Origin of the sequence: Mesorhizobium sp. M7A.F.Ca.US.005.03.2.1, from assembly GCF_003997795.1 — a bacterium.
Classification (GTDB): Bacteria; Pseudomonadota; Alphaproteobacteria; order Rhizobiales; family Rhizobiaceae; genus Mesorhizobium; species Mesorhizobium ciceri.
On the sequence record NZ_RZRP01001609.1, the window covers coordinates 1 to 461 of the forward strand.

Sequence of the window (461 nt, forward strand, 5' to 3'; positions counted from 1 at the left end):
ATCATGCGCTGCGACAAGAGCCGCGCCACGGCAAGGTCGTGGGTGACGACGATGGCCGCCAGACCGAGATCGGTGACCAGACCACGCAGCAGGTCGAGCAGGCGGGCTTGCACCGAGACATCGAGGCCGCCTGTTGGCTCATCCATGAACACCAGCCGCGGCCCGGTGACGAGGTTGCGGGCAATCTGCAGGCGCTGGCGCATGCCGCCGGAAAAGGCCCGGGGCTCGTCGTCGATGCGGTCCTCGTCGATCTCGACACGCGACAGCCAGTCGACGGCGGTGGCGCGGATCCTGCCGTAGTGACGGTCGCCGACCGCCATCAGCCGCTCACCGACATTGGCGCCCGCCGACACCGTCATGCGCAGACCGTCGGCGGGGGTCTGATGGACAAATCCCCAGTCGGTGCGCATCAGGAAGCGGCGCTCGGCCTCGCTCATGCGGTAGAGCTCGCGGAACTGGCC

General features: G+C 68.5%; 1 protein-coding gene. It reads right to left on the reverse strand.

The features are described 5' to 3' along the window. A partial coding sequence (locus EN991_RS39430; RefSeq protein WP_127370693.1) for an ATP-binding cassette domain-containing protein occupies positions 1–461 on the reverse strand: 461 nt, incomplete at both ends.